Raw genomic sequence first — 17,442 nt, 5'->3', positions numbered from 1 at the left:
CACATCTAGCTGTTTTACGGCTTAGTAAACGTCACGCAGGTAGCGCTTCTCACGCTTGAGCTGGTTAACATAGGCTGTCGCGCCTTCGGCATCCAGGCCACCGTGTTCGGCCACCACATCATGCAGGGCTTGATCCACATCCTTGGCCATGCGGCTGGCATCACCACAGACGTAGAAATGTCCACCATCCTGCAACCAAGCGTACAGTTCCTTGCCGTTTTCACGCATGCGGGTCTGCACGTAAATCTTTTCAGCTTGGTCACGCGAGAAGGCGAGGTCAAAGCGATTCAGCACACCGTCCTTCATCATCACCGTCAACTCATCTTCATAGATGAAATCGCTAGCACGGGTCTGGTCGCCAAAGAACAGCCAGTTCTTGCCTGGTGCCTGAGACGCCTGGCGCTCTTGCAGGAAAGCACGGAAAGGGGCAATACCAGTGCCTGGGCCGACCATGATCACAGGTGCATGCTTATCGGCAGGTACACGAAACGACTTGTTGGTAGTGAGGAAAATACCGGCCTGCTCACCTTCCTGAACGCGATCAGCGAGATAAGTCGAGCACACACCGCCACGCTGCCTGCCAGCAGAAACATAGCGCACACTTGCAACGGTGAGGTGAATACGGTCAGGATTGGCCAGCGAACTGGAGGAGATAGAATAAGCGCGGTGCTGCAATGGCTTAAGCAGGCTGACAAACTCATCGGCACTCAGGCTTAGCGATGGGTTCAACTGCAACAGATCAAGCGTATCCTTGCCCCACAGCCAGTTTTCCAAGGCAGCTTTGTCACCGCTCTGCACTAGGCGGCTCAAGTCCGCATTGCCAGCACGTTGCTCCACAGCAGCAATCAGCTCGCGCGATGGTGTGGAAATTTCGAAACCACGCGTCAGCAACTCTGCTATTGGCTGGTCATGCTTGGCCACAGCGGCATCGGCCTTGATGCCCAGGCGCTCAATCAGCAGATTCACCAGCTCAGGATTGTTTTCCGGCACCACATTGAGTGCATCACCTGCCTCGTAATGAATGCCGCTATCGCCCAAGTCGAATTCGTAATGGCGGATTTCCTTGCCAGAACCCTCGCCGGAAAGGCGACGATTAACCGCCAATACCGACTTATAAGGATTCTTGCGGTTGTAGGCCGATGCGGCTGGTGCAGCAGTATCGGCTGCTGCAGGACTGGCTGCTACTTCGTCAGGGCCACCCTCAACTTCTGCAAATAGAGGTAGCGCTGTTTCAATCCACGTATTGGCCGCTTCCTCGAAATCAACATCACAATCCACGCGTGCGAGCAGTCGCTTGGCACCCAATTGTTCCAGGCGAGTATCGAGATTTTTGCCTGCCTCACAGAAACCATCGTAACCGGTATCACCAATCGCCAGCACACCGAAGCTCATCTCTTCAAGGCGCTCGGCATGCTCGGATGACAACGCCTCCCAGAACAACTGGGCGTTGTCGGGCATTTCACCCTCGCCGTAGGTGGAAGTCACAATCAATACGCGACGCATGGTACCGAGCTCTTCCAGCTCGACTTCATCCAGCGCCTTGACGACAGGCTCCAGGCCATGCTGCTTGGCCGTGCTGGCAGCGGTAGCCGCCAGGCCTTCTGCATTGCCAGTTTGTGAACCGTAGAGTATATAAATCGGCGGCTTACCGCGCCCGCTACCGCTATCGGTATTGAGCAATCTCGTCTGCAAACCAGCCAGGAAACCAGCCAGCCAAGCTTTCTGGTCTTGATTAAACGGTGAATCTTCAGGAATGTAGGGAATCTTCATTATCTGGTCGTCAACAAATGCATGCCGTGCACCAGGCACGGCATGGGGTCAAACTATTAGTATAGTCTTAATTGGATTTAAGCGTGGCTACAAGCTCTTGCATGGAGGCCTTGGCAAACAAGGCTTCCAGGCTGGGCAGTGCACCAAGCAGGGTGCTGTTCTTCAAGCTCTGATGAATAATCCAGCCATAAGTGCCTGGACTATCCATGGAGAGAATGTTGCGCAGGCTCAAGGCAGACTTGTAATCTCTCAGGCGCTTGTCGGCAATCAGCACAGCCAGCTCCTGATCACTATATCCGTCAATTGCTTCACGCGCATAGCGCTGCAGCTTCTGCATCAGGAGGAAGTCTTCCGTCAGCAACAGGTTGCGCACCGCCTTTTGCACGGCAGGGTCAGCTACCGATTGTGCATTTGGCACCTTGGCCATGGCCACTTGCTGCGCCATGTTGAGCACAGTGTAATTGTTCAGTAGCTCATACATTTCCTCGCTGTCTGCCTCGCCATGGCCTGGCACCTTGCCACCCACCACGGGCTTGCCATCGCGGTAAGCCAGCTTGAACTTGCGCACTTGGAAAGCAGCCAACGCGGAAGATAACTCTTCCAACAACTCTTTGCGTGGCTTAGCCTTAAGGATTTCATCGCTGTCCTGGTAAAGCAGCAGGGCGCGTGGCATGACAAAGACGAAGTTTTGACGCTCAGCTTCCCAGTTTTCCAGCAGCCATGCAGCACGCTTGGAGCCGGTGGCTTCCAGATGCCATTGCAATAATTGCTGGATAGCCTGGCTGTGTACACGCGCCATCTCGCTATCATCAGTGATATTGCCCAGCAATACAGAATCCGCCGCCACCTTGCCAGTGAGCTCTCCATAAGGATCATACTGATAGGCAAAACCACCGCTCATGCCGTTACCGAAACCCTTGCCGAACGCACCTAGGTTAAGCACAGCGCCGTTGGTCATATATTCACAGGCAAAATCACCCACACCCTCGACCACAGCAGTCGTACCGGAATTACGTACTGCAAAACGATCGCCAGCCTGGCCTTCAACAAACAATCTACCACCGGTTGCGCCAAACAGTGCAAAGTTACCCACCAGCACATTGCCACCTGCCTGCTCGGAACCACCGCCTGGCGAAGTCACGATGATGGTGCCACCAGCCTGGCCCTTGCCCACGCCGTCGTTGCAGGTGCCGCTGTGGCGCAACACCATGCCATCGTTACAGAAAGCACCATAAGATTGGCCTGCAGAGCCACTGGTCGATATCTTGACGGTATCGGGCTTAAGGAAACGGCGACCACGCTTATCTGCAATCACCGCAGGCAATTGCAATGCAGCTTCTGCTTTCAACTCATGGTTGAGCAGGCGCTCAATATCAATCGCCAGTTGCCCCCCCACGGTCTTGTTGCGATTGTTGAGCATCTGGCCTGCGCCAAGGTTAACCTCAAGCTGCTTGTCCTCGAGCAGCGCCTTGCGCAACACGTCGATAAACGCATCATCCAGCTCGAAATCTTTTTCCATGTAGACCGGATTCTCGATCTTCACTTCTGGCACCACGGTCAACATGGCACGCAGGTCAAGCTGGCCAACAGAAGCGGGGTGATCAAGCAATTGCAGCAAATCGCTGCGGCCACGTGCTTCGCGCAATGAACGCAAGCCAATAGTGGCAAGGATCTCGCGGGTTTCATGCGCGACGTTGATGAGGTATTGCGCCAATGCACGTGGATCACCATCGAATACTTCGGCATTGGTCGTCAGGCCAGCAGGACACTTGACGTTACAGTTCTTCGCCATCACGCACTTGAGCATCATCAGCGCTGTTGTACCAAACTCAAAGCTATCGCCACCAAGCATTGCAGACTTCACCACATCGCTAGCGGTTTGGTGAGCACCAGAACAACGCAGGATCACCTTATCGCGCAAACCATTGGCGCACAATGCCTGGTGAACTTCGGCAATGCCGATTTCAGCGGAGCGGCCGGTATACTTGAGACTGGTGACGGCAGCAGCGCCGGTACCGCCGGTATTGCCTGCCACGTTGATGACATCGGCACCGGCCTTGGCTACGCCAACGGCAATCGTGCCTATGCCCTCGGAGGACACCAGCTTGACGATCACGCGCACGCGCGCTGCCTTGCAGTCGTGAATGAGCTGCGCCAAGTCCTCAATGGAGTAAGTGTCGTGGTGCGGGGGCGGGGACACCAGCTCCACGCCAGGCGTACCACCACGCGCCGCCGCGATTTCGACGGTGACCTTGGGTGCTGGCAGCTGGCCACCTTCACCTGGCTTGGCACCCTGGCCAATCTTGATTTCCAGTTCTTCCAGCATTGGGTCTGCCAAGTAACCAGCCCATACGCCGAAACGACCGGAAGCCAATTGCTTGATGCGCGAGGCACGGATGGTGCCGTAGCGGGAGATATGCTCACCACCTTCACCGGAGTTCGACATACCGCCCACCATATTGGTACCGTGGGCCACTGCCTCGTGTGCAGGGGCAACCAGTGCCCCATGACTCATCGCACCTGACGCGAAGCTGCGAGTGATTTCGCTCGCAGGTTGTACTTCCGCTAATGGCACGCTATCTGGTGCCACGCGCAGCAGTTTGAAATATTCGGCAGCATTGCCGGTGGCTTCCACCGTCAATGCGCTGTCTTCCAGCCAGTGGCCGCTGATGGCCTTGCCAAAATGGGCTACCAACGCTTGGCCCAACGTAGACAAGCGTGAAATATCCCCTGCCAACGGGCCTGTCAGATGTAGGCTAAAACGGTCATTACCCAGGGTTTGCACTTCAATGCCGCGGATCACGATGCTGTTGTTACCAACAATCGCATAGCGACCAAGCACGGCGCGGAACTCATCCGCACTGGTGATCTTGCTCACATCAGCAGGAAACTCCAGCACGTCACGCAAGGCAGATGGCCGCTTGGCGCGCTCTTCCGCCATCATGTGCGAAAAGCTGCGATAGCTTGGTGTCACGCCAAAGTTGTCTATTTCCTCCGCACTCAGGCGATCAAAGCTGCCACTGAATGCCTCGCCTTTCTTGAGAGAGAACGCATCTTCAAGCTTGGACAAGGTCATGAGGCGCAGGAATTCATCTTCCGCACGTGCACCCTGCTTGTCGAAGTGAATTTTTTCTTCCGTCATATCGACGAAACCACGCACGGCAATAGTGCCGAACGAATGGCCAGCCCCCTCGGAACGCTCCTTGAACAAGCCCAGCAAGGGCACGCTGTTCTCGTCGGTCACTTTCTGTGCTTCCTGATGCCAATCCACTACCATCCTGGCAATGGCGGCAAAGTCAGCGCCACCAACCGGGGTCTTCAGGTTGGGGAAATACTTACGCAACACGCGGTCATTGGTATTGAGGAAGTTAGGCTCGAAAAATTCGCCACCGATGTAGCTTTCAACCGTGCACAGGCCAACCTTGCCCATGGTCTTCATCAAGGACTTTTCAGCAGCCTTGGCGTATTTCTTGAATGCCTTGTCAGCATCTGCACCGTACTTTTCTTCAGCACGCAATTGCACGCCCAGCGGATACACCGCAGAAGCGCCAAAGCCCAGGGCAGCCGCCACATGGTGCGAAGATACGATCTGGCCACTTTCCGCCACGATGGAAACATCCAGGCGTAAACCTTCGTCAATCAGGCGCTGGTTGATGGCGGATACCACCAGCAGCAACGGCATGGCAGCCTGGCTGGAGGACACATGGCGATCAGAAATGACGGCAATGCCGCCTTCCTCGCGTGCAAAGGTAACTACGGCCTCGGCGAGATCATCAATGCCCTGTTCTAGCGCCTTTTCATTAGCCGCTGCATCCCCCACGACAGGGGTATACAAAGACTCGAAGCCGCGATATGGCGTTTCCTTCTGCTCACGCAGCTTGAGCATGTCGAGATGGCTGAGGACAGGCGAATCGATGACGATCTGGCGGCCCTTACCCTTGTTCATGTTGGGCTTGGCACCCAGCGCCACACGCAGGGTCATGCCGTCAGCCTCGCGGATGGAATCCAGCGGAGGATTGGTCACTTGTGCAAAGCGTTGCGAGAAATAATGTGCCACGCCGCCTTCGTGGTCGGTCAGCGCATTGATGGCATTACCGTAACCCATGGCGGAAATCTTCTCGCCTCCGGTTGCCAGCATCGGGTCCATCATGAACTTGAAGCTTTCCTGATTGTAATAATAGGAAACAAAGCGCTGATACAGGGCCAGATCACCATGGTAGCGCTGAGGCGAACCAGCCACCTCGGCAGGCACCGCAGGCAATTGCTTCAATGTGGCACGCGCTTGTTCAAGCAGGGCGGGATAATCGCGCTTGGCCGCGAGCATTTCCAGGGTTTCCAGTGTGCCGCGCGAACGCTTTTCGTTGTGGTCGTAATACAGCATGCCGCCAGCTTCGATACGACCACGGCGCAATACACTTTCTGGCGCGAAATTGATCTGGCCAGCCTCGGACATGACACAAAGGTATTCCTCGGTTTCGACACTGCGCAAAGGACGCAGGCCCAGGCGATCAAGACGTGCACCCACCACACTACCATTACCGAAAATCAGCGCGGCAGGGCCATCATTCTTCTCTTCATAGAGGGAGAAATACTCCAACATGGCCTTGATATTGTCAGGCAGGGTAGAATCATTTTCCCAGGCGGGCGGCATCATGGAAACCACGGCAGTCACTAGGTCCAAGCCGTCATCCATCAGGCGGCTGTTCAGGGTCTGGTCAAGACGCGAGCTGTCAGACTGACCCTTGGGACGGAAAATCTTGCCATTACGGGCACGCGCCAGCGCCGCCTCCGCAATACGGTTCTTGCGGTCAGTGTTCAGCTCACCGTTGTGCGCCATCATGCGGAATGGCTGCGCCATGCTCGGATGCGGGTCAGTATTGGTAGAGAACCGTGTATGGAAATACATGGTATGCACGGCGTGATCTTCTTCCATGAGGTCGTGGAAATACGGAATCACTTCGTTGGAATTCAGGCGACCCTTGAGTACCTGGGTATGGGCAGACATCGACAATGGATAGAGGCCGCTTAAGGTAGCATCGGTATATGCCTGCTCTTCGATTACCAACAGGGCCTTGTAGATGCGGCGATCAAACTCTGACGCATCAATGTCGGCAGGCGCAGCAAACACCCATTGCTGGATAGGCAACTGATAGCGGATGGCAGCAGGGCGAATCGCGTCATTGTCCACCGGCACATCGCGCACCAGCAAGACTTCCAAACCCTTATCAGCCAAGGCGGCACGGATAATCTCTTCGGCACGGGCATAAGCGGCGGCATCACTAGGCAGGAAGAAGTTACCCACCCCAAAGCGACCAGCTGCAAGTGTCTTACCAGTCAGCCTACAGAAGAAAGGCAAGGACAAATCAATGGAAACACCAGCACCGTCGCCCACGCCTTCGGCAGACATACCACCTCGGTGAGGAATCGTACACAAAGCCTCATGCCCCTTGACCAGTACATCGTGGGTTTGAATCCCATCTTTGCGGGTAATAAAACCAACGCCACAGTTATCCTTTTCCAAGGAACTGTCATACAAGCCAAAAGTATTGTCGCTTTGCGAACCATTGATTGCGCTCATTCACCTCTCCAGCAAATTCATTAATCTGATGCGGCTCCGGTTATACCGTGCTCCATGGCATGGTATATTGTGGTGTCTCGTTGCCATTCCAAGCACCCCCAACTTCCGCCGGTCTTATTAATAAGCAATTACCATACCAAACCAAGTTAATGCTATAGATATTCACCTTCCGCATTTCCATCAAGGCACATCCACTTTAAAAACAAAGCATTGCACACCAAGCATCACGTTTTGCGAATGATATGGAGTTGTTGAGAATGTTATCAAAAGCACCAAAAATGTGCGCATGCACATTTGAGGCACATTTTTCGTGCGCAGTGCCGATAGAATCAGATCTAACCTAGCAAACCTGCTGGCTTAGAGGATATGAAGTGGGGAAACTACAGTTCACTTACCTGAAATGAACTGAAACATGAAGCTAAAGATTGTATTGTACTGATGAGTGAAACAATTTTCCGCTGATGCAGGAAATCGGAAGGAAAATTCTGGGCCGGCCACAACTCCCGTTCCAAGAGAATTAGGCACCAATAATGTGCATAAAACTTCACAGGGGCGGCATGATATGTCGCTCCTGTGAATTCATTTACTACTAGAATTGGTATTTTACGGTTAGCATGGCATTGCTAGGTGCGCCATAGAACCCCATGCTGGTGCTGCTGTAATAGGTTTTGTCCAGCAGGTTGTTGACATTCAGCGCTGCAGACAGGTGCTCATCAAATTGGTAGCGTGCCAGCAGGTTAACAACAGCATAGCTACCCTGCGTGAAGCGATATGTACCGCCAGGGCCGGTGCCTTCTGAATAGATACGGCTCTGCCAATTGACACCACCTCCGATAGTCAACTTATTCCAGTCACCGTGCAAACGATAACTGGTAAACAGTTTGACAAGATTTTTAGGCGCAACAGTTTGCATCAGGTTGCCATCGGCATCCTTGGAGATTCGATAAGTATAGCCTCCACTAACTTGCCAACCGGGCTGTAACTCGCCAGCCAACTCGGCCTCGAACCCCTTGCTGGTCGTGCCCTTCTCGGCCCTATAAGCCGCCCCTCCTGCTGGGCTTGGGACCCCCACCAACTCCACAGGGGTATTATCCTGCTCAACATGGAATACGGCCAAGCTAGTATTCAAGCGACCACCGTAAAAAGCATGCTTGACGCCTGCCTCCATGCTATTTCCTTCCAAGGGAGGAAGAAATGTACCATTAATATCCCGATAAGACTGCGGCGAGAAAATGGTGGTATAACTGGCATAGACAGAAGCTATATCGGTAATGTCATACGTCACGGCAATGTAAGGTGTCACTTCACCGGTTTCTGACTTGCTTTCCCTATCGCCTGGCTCGTGCTCGGTTGCCTGATGCCAGTGACTGACACGCGCACCGGCCAGGATAGCCAGCTTATCTGTAGGTTTAAATTTAGCAGTAGCATAGGCACCAAACTGGCGCTCCCTGAATTTGTAACGCCCCGTTGCTGGCAAGTACGGCGCGGCTGGCGAATTACCATCCCAATTGATGAAATTTGGCACGCTGGGATCATAGCCAGTGATATACCAAAGCTCATTCTCGGGAGCGTTATATTCGCTATCAGAAGCGTTGATGCCAAATACCAGCTCATGTTGTCGCCCCAACAGGGAGAACGGGCCGCTAGCATAGACATCCAATGCATTCTGCACCGGCTTGGCTTCCCAGCGACCTGCATATAGATTAACCCCGGCGCCCGTGTTGCGATCTGGATATCCCCAGGCTGCCGAGCCTATGAGTGAATCGTACTCGATGCGGGAACGATTAAACTGTACCTTAGCGCGCCAGTCATTTTCAAAGAAATGCTCCAGCGAAGTGAACCAAGCGAGTTTTTCATGCTTGCTGTATGCCCAATTGGCCCCTGGATTTTTCGAGCGCTTCCAATGCGTATGCGAGCCATCAGTGTAGAACAAGGGGAAGCCTGCTTCAGGCGAAGCATTGGTGTCATATTTCTGATATTCAACGCCTGCAGTGAACAAGGTAGCAGGGGTAATTTCTGCCTCAAGAATGCCATAAAACATCTCACGATCAAGAGAAAAGCGCTCTGTATAGGAGCGACTGTCCTGTTTGACGCCAACTACGCGAGTACGCACACTGCCATCTGCATTCAAAGGGGTGGAAATATCCAGCATACCGCGATAGTTGTCCCAAGAACCCACTTGCCCAGTGATAGAAGCCTGGAATTCCTTGGTCGGTTTTTTGCGGATAAAGTTGACACTCCCCCCAGGCGAACCCACGCCATTCACAATACCATTGGCACCACGCAATATTTCCACCCGGTCATAAAATGCCATGTCCGATGTCATCTGCTCAAAACCATTCCGCTGTGGCAGGCCATCAACTAAATAATTATCGATATAGAATCCTCGTGACTGGTAGCCGTTCCAGTTAGCGCCAACATACCCGCTCTGCGTCACGGTAATCCCCACGGTTTGCTCCAGCACCTCCTGCAACTGTGTCAGGTTCTGGTCGTCCATGCGCTGACGCGTGATCACACTAACCGATTGCGGTGTATGACGGAGTGACAACGGCAATTTGGTAGAAGCACCGGTAGCACTTGTGGTGTAAGAACCCGTATTTTCCGTTGTTGGATCCTTGCTGGCATGCACCCGCACCTCTTGCAGGGTGCTTTCCGTACGGCCAGTGTTAGGCCTGGCAACCTTGCGCAATACATAGCCGCCGTTTTCCTGCGAAACCGCCTCTAAGCCAGTTCCAGCTAGCAATTGCTCCAGGCCTTCGCTCACCGATGCAGCCTTGTTCAAGCCATTGCTATGCAACCCAGCTACCAGCTCACCGCTGTAAGAAAGCATGATTTGTGCGTGTTGGCCGAATTGCGCCAGCGCATCTTTAAGCGGCCCAGCAGAAATCTGGTAGTGCTTAACCGCCACCTCTGCCATGGCAGAACCAACAAAGATAGGTGTGGTAAACACTAGTAGTGTGGAAAATGCCTGAGCCAGAATCAACTGACCCAGCCTTAACCGTGGCGGTGATATGTAATGCTTGTGCTGCATTGATTTTCCCTTGATATGCGAATGAAAATAGGTTCCCCTATTTCCAATGCCACGCAAGAATCAAAAACAGCTCAATAATGTGTTGGAATTTACACCGAAGCTGGCATCAGGCGCACCCAGTAACGGGTCAACATGCGGATTTCCAGCTTTAGACTTTGTTGCAGCATATCAATGACCTTGTCGGTGTCCTCCAAGGGATACGTCCCACTCACTTTCAGGTGCTTGATACTGTCATCGCAACTCAGGCTACCTTTGCGGTAGCGGCTAAGCTCGGCCAGGAATTCAGCCAGGGGCATGTCATCTGCCACCAGCATGCGTTTCAGCCAGGCTGTATCGTATGGAAGAATAGGCTCAACTGGTGTCAGCATATGCCGCGTAAAAGATAACTGCTCTCCTGCCTGCAGCCTTACTTTGGTGGATATCTCGTTGGGGGCAACCTCGACAGCCCCCTCCAGCACACCGATCTTGATCGGGCTATCCTTGTCATTGGTCAACTGTCGCACAACAAATTGGGTTCCCAAGGCACGCATACTGCCTTGATCGCTCGCCACCAAAAATGGCCGCCTCTTGGCAGGCTCGTGGGCAGTGGCAATATGAATCTCGCCGCGTAGCAACATCACAATACGCTGTTGTGCGGTATACGCCACATTAATCGCACTGGATGAGTTGAGTTGCACGACGGTGCCATCTTCCAGCACCACCCGCTGCGATTCACCCACGCCGGTGCTGTAATCAGCATTGAGTTGCCACCATGGCATCTTGTCTTGCACGACCCAGGCACTGCCACCAGCAAACAATAACATTGAGAGGGTCTTGATGGCACGCCTGCGCTGCAAGGAGCCTTTGGGTGCCAGCGTGGCATGGGCGAGGGATGATGATAAGCCTCCCAACCGCTCTCCCAGCTTTTCAATATGCTGCCATGCCTGCTCATGTTCAGGATGTGCGTCGCGCCAAGCTTGCCATTGTGCCTGGGTCTGAGGGCTGGGCTGGCCAGATTGCAGCTCTACCAACCACTCGGCAGCCTCACGGCTCACCTTCAGGGAGATTTCCTTGCTCGTATTCATCCCCATTACCTCACACCTCCAAAACAACATTGTTGTATCGCTTGCACAATGTAGCGCTTGACTGTCGATATCGATACGCCCAACTCCAAGGCAATCTCCGCCTGACTCAAGCCATCCAACTGGGAAAGCAGGAAAGCCTTGCGTACGTTATATGGCAACCCCTCTAGCAGACCATCAATTTCAACCAAGGTTTCCAACATCATGGCTTTGACCTCGGGCGAAGGCATGACGGCTTCCGGCAATTGCATCAGGGCATCAAGATAAGCCTGTTCCAGTTTCTTACGGCGATAAAAATTAGATACCAGGCCAGAAGCCACGGTAGTGAGAAACGCACGAGGTTCATGCAGCTTATCGACATCACCACTGAGTAAAACACGCATGAAGGTATCATGCGCCAGGTCAGCCGCATCGAACTGGTTGCCCATTTTCTTGCGCAACCATTGGCTAAGCCAGCTATGGTGATTAGTGTAGAGAGCCTTGAAAGCGTTCAAGATGAGGAGGGTGGCAGCTGCACACGACGCAATAAATGAGAATAAATCTCATTATATAGCAGTGTCTTCCGCGTGCAAAGCCCATTCCGGTAACCTCGGGAGCAAAACGCTACTGCATCAGGTTTTGTCCATCTGCCAAGATAAGTTCCAGATGGCGCAGGCGCATGGGCTTGCCGAAGAAGTAACCTTGCGCAATCGTGCATCCCTGAATCTTGAGCAAATTAGCCTGCTGCTTACTCTCCACACCTTCTGCCACCAGTTCCAGCCTCAAGGCATGGGCAATGCGGATAATGGCGGTAATCAGCTCCAGCTTATCTTGCTTGGCAGCGATATCCCGCACGAAAGAGCGATCTATCTTCACCTGGCTGATTGGGAACTGACCAAGATAACTCATGGCAGAATAGCCAGTACAGAAGTCATCAATCGAAATGGTTATCCCCATTTCCTTGAATGCGCTCAGGGTATTGATGATCTCCTGGCTGTCTTCCAGTAACAGGCTCTCGGTAATTTCCAGTTTCAGCCACTCAGGCTTGCAACCGGTTTCTGCCAAAATCTGCTTCACCGAGGCCAGCAGATCGTTATAAAGGAACTGGCGTGAAGACAAATTGACCGCCATGCTAAGCGGACTCTGTTCCCCGCGATTGTTATTCAGGCTAACCAAGGCATTGCAGGCCTCACGCAATACCCATTCGCCAATTTCCACTATTAGGCCACTTTCCTCCGCAACCTTGATAAATCGATCTGGCATTACCACGCCCAATTGCGGGTTACGCCAGCGCAGCAACGCCTCCGCGCCGACAATGCTCCCTGACATGAGATCAACCTGAGGCTGGTAGAACAATTCAAACTCAGCATTCTTGAGCGCCTGTCGAATGGAGGCACCCAACATAATGTATTCTGACGCCTTGGAGCCCAACTCGCGAGAATAGAACTGGTAGTTATTGCGGCCATAGTTCTTGGCGTGATACATCGCCACATCAGCGCTCTTGAACAGTGTGGCACGATCTTCACCATCGTCGGGATAAATAGCAATCCCTATACTGGTAGAAATGAAAAGCTCTTTCTTGTGAATATGAAAGGGCTTGGCAATCTCATCATTGATTTTCCTCGCGATGGTCGCTAGGTCATCAGGATTGCGCAACTCAGGCAACAGGATCGCAAACTCATCACCACTCAAGCGCGCAATCGTATCGTAGCTGCGCACCGCGGCATTGAGCCGCTGCGCCACGGCAACCAGCAGCTCATCACCTGCCTGGTGCCCCAAAGTATCATTGACTTCCTTGAAGCGATCCAGGTCAAGCATCATGAGCCCAAAGCGCTGCTCATGCCAACTTGCATCCGCTAATACCTGGTTAACACGGTCAGAGAATAAAGTGCGGTTCGGCAGGCCAGTCAATGCATCATAGTATGCGAGATAATGAATCCGCTCCCGGTATTCCATCAGCTCAGTAATATCGCGCTCTACCGCCAGCACACCCACAACCTGACCGTTGTCCCCAAATTCGGGCACAATCCGCACATGAATAAACCATGCGTTACCATTCTCGGCCTTGCCGTGTAACTCCAGGAAATCTGGCGTTGCACTGCTGATCACTCCCTTAATCTTCTCCTCATATTTCACATACGCCTCACCACCGGGGTATTCTGATGGCGATGTCCCAATCAGCTTCTCGGTGTCGATACCAATACGTTTCAATTTAGGCGTATTAGCATATAAACGGCGTGCATTCAGGTCATAACGGATGATGGTATCGGGCGTATTATTGATCAGCGATTGCAGTTCGCGCTCGCGTTGTAGCAACTTCTCCTCGTTCTGCTTGATTTCGGTGACATCGCGGAAAAATCCTACTGTACCCACGACTTTGCCATCTAATACCATGGGCGACTTATAAGCTTCTATCCAGCCCTTTTCACCGTTCGGCTTGGTGATTGGCACTACTGCGAGATAAGGCAGGCCACTTTGCAAGACGCGCTTATCCCCATCAACATAGTTCCTGGCATCTTCCAAGGGGAACAAGTCAAAATCTGTTCTTCCTTCCAACTCCTCTTTTGATGCCACCTTGGCAAACTCGGCATAAGCACTGTTAGCTGCCAATAATTTGCTATCCAAATCCTTGAGCCAAACCACAAAAGGAAAGTTCTCAATCAAGGCACTCTGGTATTGTTCTCGTTTTCTGAGTTCGCGCTCCACACGGCGTATATGTGAAATATCGCGCGTAATGGTCAACACCCCCGTAATTTCGCCTTTGACATTACGCTCAGGCACAGCGTGCAGAGACTGGCACACGTAATGTTTACCCTTCATCCACTCCAATTCAATTTCTTGAGCCGTGCCCGACTGCATCACCTCTCGCAATCTGATTTCATACTCTGCAGGTGGCATGTTGGGCCTACCCCAGACCTCAGTTGGCTTTTTGCCCAATGCCTTGGCAGCAGATACGCCAAATACGCGCTCATAATCATCGCTCAGAAAAATACGGCGGCAATCTTGATCGTAGCGAATAAAAATATCGGGGGAATTCTTGACCAACTGGCGGAATTGCAGCTCCTGCTCGCGTAACTTTTCCAGCATTTCCAGATGAGCACTGAGATTTCGGATCAACAACACGCAATACTGCTGACCTGAATCGACAAAATAATTAGCCTGGATCTCGACGGGAATAGTAGTGGCATCACTGTTCCGGATATGGGTTTCGCGGATCATGATCTGCTGATGTTGCAACACCTGCCAGTCCATCTGCCATTGTGTAGCATCCAGACTAGTCAGCACCTCAGTCACCGACATTTGCAGCAGGTTTTCCTCTGTATAGCCCAGTTCATCACAGCTGGCCAAATTCACTAGGCATATCCTGCCATCAGCATCACAGATAAGCACAGCTTCCTGAATGCGATTAATGACAAAACTCAGCATTTTCAGCTGCATAGCACCGTTCAAGCCCCGGTCAGAGATATTCGTACTGCTCATTCTTTTCACCGCAACCCAATTATTGTCGTCCCAATGAGCAAAACATCATGTCACCATGAAGTCCCTACCCATTCATTCCCTGTTTTTGTTCTGCAGCGGTTTAGAGTGATTGCCTTGGCAAGGCAATCAGGACTTCAAGCCCCCCTGAGGCCATATTGCGCAGATGTATCTGTCCATCATGCGCTTCCACAATAGTTTTGGCAATGCTCAAGCCCAGACCAGAGCCCCCAGTAGCGGCATTACGGGAGGTTTCCACCCGATAGAATGGTTCAAACACTTGACCGAGCAAGTCCTCAGGAATACCCGGGCCTCTGTCACGTATGGCGATACTTAAGTGGGTTGGCGCATCCATCACTTCAATATGCGCAGACTTCCCATAGCGAATGGCATTTTCCAATACGTTCTGCAAGCAGCGTTTCAGGCTCACTGCATAGCCATCAATCGGGGCCGCCTCACCTGACAATGAGACTTCAGCGCCCGTTTCCTGTGCGTCTACCTGTAAGCTTTGTAACATGGCATTGATATTAATGAGGTGGCGGTTCTCATGCACCTCAACGCCACGCATAAAATCCACCGTGGAGGAAATCAGGGTCTCCATATCTTCAAGATCACGGCGAAACTTCTCACGCAACATTGGTTGATCGATCTGCTCGGTGCGCAAACGCATCCGAGTAATAGGAGAGCGCAGGTCATGAGAAATCGCCGCCAAAAAGCGGGTCTTTTCCGTCACAGTATCAATCAGCCTTTGTTGCATTAAATTGAATGCCTTGGCAGAGCGGCGTACCTCTGTTGGCCCATCAGCATCCAGGGGTGGGCTGTAAATATTACGTCCCAAACGCTCTGCTGCTTCCGCTAGCCGATTTAATGGCCGCATAATCTGCCTCACCGCAAACAAGGCAATCCCGACAATCACGATGATGCGGATGAAATAAATCCGGAACAGGTAATCGAATAAATCCATGAGAGGTGCCATGCTCATGCCCGCCTGACCTTCATAGGCATCCAGCTTAAGCCATTGCCCACTATCCAATTGCACATAGAGGATAAAATGGGCAGAAGGATAGTGGGATTCAAATAAATCCAGCCACCCGGCTTCCCTGCCATGGTCATCATGCAAGTCAATATCTCCCATCCGGATGGGCAACAACCGGCCAAACTCTTGCTCGAAAACATGCTTGAACAATAGTTCCACGGCACGCTCACGGGTATTTAAAGTTTTCAGGCGGGGAGGGGCATCTACCGGGGACAATCGGTACATATTGTTGCTGAGCTTGTTAATGAGCAAGCGCTCATCATCTACTTTGCTGATCTCTATTAGGCTGATGCTATCGGAAAGTTTGGCGGCTAGTACCCGTGTAGGGATTTCCAGTGCCTTGCCGTAATTCATGTCATACCAGATAAATCCTGTCAGTACTTGCGCTGTCATGGTGCCAGCAACCAACACAATAACCAAACGGCCAAATAGCGAGGCAGGCCACAGCCATTTCCAGATCATTTTTCTTGCTTGACCTGGCTAGCCAGCATATAACCCGCGTTCCGAACGGTACGAATAATCGCTGGGTTACGTGAGTCAACCTCCAGGTGATGCCGTAGGCGACTGATACAGACATCTATGGACCGATCCATGGCATGGCTTTCCTTGCCATAGACATGTTCAATCAGGAAGTCGCGGCTAAGGGGGCGATTGGGGTGTTCAAGCAAGGCTCGCAGGACCATATAATCCGAGCTTCCCAGAGAAACCACCACTCCCTCCGGTGAAAACATCTGGCGAGCGTGTGTATCAAGGCGCCACCCCTCGAAACTGATATAGGCAAACTCGTCTGCAGTTTTTGCCTGATTGGAGCGGGTACGCCGCAGAATCACCTTGATCCTGGCCAGCAACTCCCTCGGGTCGAACGGCTTGGGCAGATAATCATCTGCTCCCACCTCCAAGCCAATAATACGATCAACCAATGTGCCCTTGGCGGTCAGCATGATAATCGGCATATCCCCTTGAGCACGCACCTCGCGGCATAGGCTCAGACCACTCTCTTCCGGCAACATCAAGTCCAGCACAATCAGGTTCACTTGATCCTTGTTAACCATCCTCCACATTTCACGCCCATTGGCTGCTTCAGATACCCTGAAGCCTGCATCCCGAAGATAGTCCGTCAATAGTTCACGGATTTCGTGATCATCATCAACTACGAGAATATGTTCTTGTGTAGTGTTCATTGCGCTGGTGGTAGAGAAAGTCAATTGGCAATTATTATAAGACAGGAGTTGCTACAACCACATCACTCATGCAAGCAAGTCAGTTTATCAACACAGACTATAACAAACTTGGTCAAATGCATGCATAACCCCGTGTGTATGCACAATTCATTGGGTAAAAAGCAAATAAAAGTAAAAAAATAATCCACTTACTCAAACCCTAGCCACCTTCCCACTTGCTTCGCTGCGCAACACTCCAGCCATTAAGCATGGTTTATCAGACGCCAGATTCCATGACATTTGTAAGAAAAACTCCGTCTTTACTCAAATGTATTATCAAGCCTATGATG

Annotated in this window: 8 protein-coding genes; all 8 read right to left on the bottom strand. The window is 52.2% G+C overall.

The window, feature by feature from the left end:
* Positions 1–21: 21 nt before the first annotated feature.
* Positions 22–1,770, bottom strand: coding sequence for a sulfite reductase subunit alpha (locus tag LG202_RS10430; RefSeq protein ID WP_230348385.1), 1,749 nt, complete (start codon positions 1,768–1,770; stop codon positions 22–24).
* Between the two features lie 67 nt (positions 1,771–1,837).
* Positions 1,838–7,348 (bottom strand): glutamate synthase-related protein, encoded by a 5,511-nt coding sequence (locus LG202_RS10425; protein WP_230348384.1) that lies wholly within the window; start codon positions 7,346–7,348, stop codon positions 1,838–1,840.
* Positions 7,349–7,937: 589 nt separating this feature from the next.
* The gene (locus LG202_RS10420; RefSeq protein WP_230348383.1) at positions 7,938–10,379 is read right to left on the bottom strand and encodes a TonB-dependent siderophore receptor; all 2,442 of its coding nucleotides are present in this window, start codon (positions 10,377–10,379) and stop codon (positions 7,938–7,940) included.
* A gap of 89 nt (positions 10,380–10,468) precedes the next feature.
* Positions 10,469–11,443, bottom strand: a complete 975-nt coding sequence (locus tag LG202_RS10415; protein ID WP_230348382.1) for a FecR domain-containing protein — start codon at positions 11,441–11,443, stop codon at positions 10,469–10,471.
* A gap of 5 nt (positions 11,444–11,448) precedes the next feature.
* Positions 11,449–11,934 (bottom strand): sigma-70 family RNA polymerase sigma factor, encoded by a 486-nt coding sequence (locus tag LG202_RS10410; RefSeq protein WP_230348381.1) that lies wholly within the window; start codon positions 11,932–11,934, stop codon positions 11,449–11,451.
* Positions 11,935–12,043: 109 nt separating this feature from the next.
* Positions 12,044–14,899, bottom strand: a complete 2,856-nt coding sequence (locus LG202_RS10405; protein ID WP_230348380.1) for an EAL domain-containing protein — start codon at positions 14,897–14,899, stop codon at positions 12,044–12,046.
* Between the two features lie 100 nt (positions 14,900–14,999).
* A complete protein-coding gene (locus LG202_RS10400; protein WP_230348379.1) occupies positions 15,000–16,394 on the bottom strand; it encodes an ATP-binding protein in 1,395 nt (464 codons plus the stop codon).
* Positions 16,391–17,113, bottom strand: a complete 723-nt coding sequence (locus LG202_RS10395; RefSeq protein WP_230348378.1) for a response regulator — start codon at positions 17,111–17,113, stop codon at positions 16,391–16,393. The genes LG202_RS10400 and LG202_RS10395 overlap by 4 nt, the downstream gene beginning before the upstream one ends.
* Between the last annotated feature and the right edge of the window lie 329 nt (positions 17,114–17,442).

The organism is Methylobacillus methanolivorans (genome assembly GCF_054588515.1).
This window is presented reverse-complemented; position numbering and strand designations above follow the sequence as displayed.

Bases quoted from the DNA above. Each gene is read 5' to 3' on its own strand.
- LG202_RS10430 (WP_230348385.1), bottom strand. From the start codon at position 1,770: ATGAAGATTCCCTACATTCCTGAAGATTCACCGTTTAATCAAGACCAG.
- LG202_RS10425 (WP_230348384.1), bottom strand. From the start codon at position 7,348: ATGAGCGCAATCAATGGTTCGCAAAGCGACAATACTTTTGGCTTGTAT.
- LG202_RS10420 (WP_230348383.1), bottom strand. From the start codon at position 10,379: ATGCAGCACAAGCATTACATATCACCGCCACGGTTAAGGCTGGGTCAG.
- LG202_RS10415 (WP_230348382.1), bottom strand. From the start codon at position 11,443: ATGAATACGAGCAAGGAAATCTCCCTGAAGGTGAGCCGTGAGGCTGCC.
- LG202_RS10405 (WP_230348380.1), bottom strand. From the start codon at position 14,899: ATGAGCAGTACGAATATCTCTGACCGGGGCTTGAACGGTGCTATGCAG.
- LG202_RS10400 (WP_230348379.1), bottom strand. From the start codon at position 16,394: ATGATCTGGAAATGGCTGTGGCCTGCCTCGCTATTTGGCCGTTTGGTT.
- LG202_RS10395 (WP_230348378.1), bottom strand. From the start codon at position 17,113: ATGAACACTACACAAGAACATATTCTCGTAGTTGATGATGATCACGAA.